Origin of the sequence: Wenzhouxiangella indolica (genome assembly GCF_042310355.1) — a bacterium.
Taxonomy (GTDB): domain Bacteria; phylum Pseudomonadota; class Gammaproteobacteria; order Xanthomonadales; family Wenzhouxiangellaceae; genus Wenzhouxiangella.
Genome location: NZ_JBHJMR010000037.1, coordinates 1 through 731 on the forward strand (window position 1 = coordinate 1; position 731 = coordinate 731).

A 731-nucleotide genomic window follows, 5' to 3' on the forward strand; every position below is an offset into this window, starting at 1 on the left:
GCCGACTCGTCGTGCGGGAAGATCTTGCGCTGCCGCGTCGCCTTCCGGATCACGCTGTTGAGTGACTCGATGGCATTGGTCGTATAGATTGCCTTGCGGATTGGGCCCGGGTAGTCGAACAAGGTGATCAGATACGGCCAGTGTCGTTCCCAGATTTTGGAGATCTGGCAGTATTTCTCGTCCCATTCTGCGCCGAAGGCTTCCAGCGCCCGGCGGGCGTCGGCCTCGGTCGGGGCCTGATAGATCTTCCTGAGATCGCGGGTGACCGCTTTGTAGTCCTTCCAGGACACGTACTTGAGCGAGTTGCGCACCATGTGGACGATGCACAGCTGGACCCGCGTTTCGGGGTAGACCGCCTCGATCGCCTGTGGGAAGCCGCTCAGGCCGTCGACACAGGCGATCAGGATGTCCTCGACGCCGCGATTCTTGAGCTCGGTGAGCACCGACAGCCAGAACTTCGCCCCCTCGGTCTCGGCGATCCACAGGCCCAGCAGTTGCTTGTGGCCCTCCAGGTCGATGCCGAGCGCGATGTAGATCGATTTGTTGATGACCTGCTTGTTCTGGCGCACCTTGACGACGATGCAGTCGAGATAGACGATCGGATAGAGCGGATCCAGTGGTCGGCTCTGCCATTCGGTCATCTGGTCGATGACCGCGTCGGTGACTTTCGAGACCAGCGTCGACGAGACCTCGGCGCCGTACATCTCCTGGAAGGCCTCGACGATCTGGCG

General features: G+C 61.0%; 1 protein-coding gene. It reads right to left on the reverse strand.

Annotation, left to right across the window (positions count from 1 at the left end; all coding sequences use genetic code 11):
- Positions 1–731, reverse strand: a 731-nt coding sequence (locus ACDC67_RS15885; protein WP_376694615.1) for an IS256 family transposase, incomplete at both ends; no start/stop codon positions are given.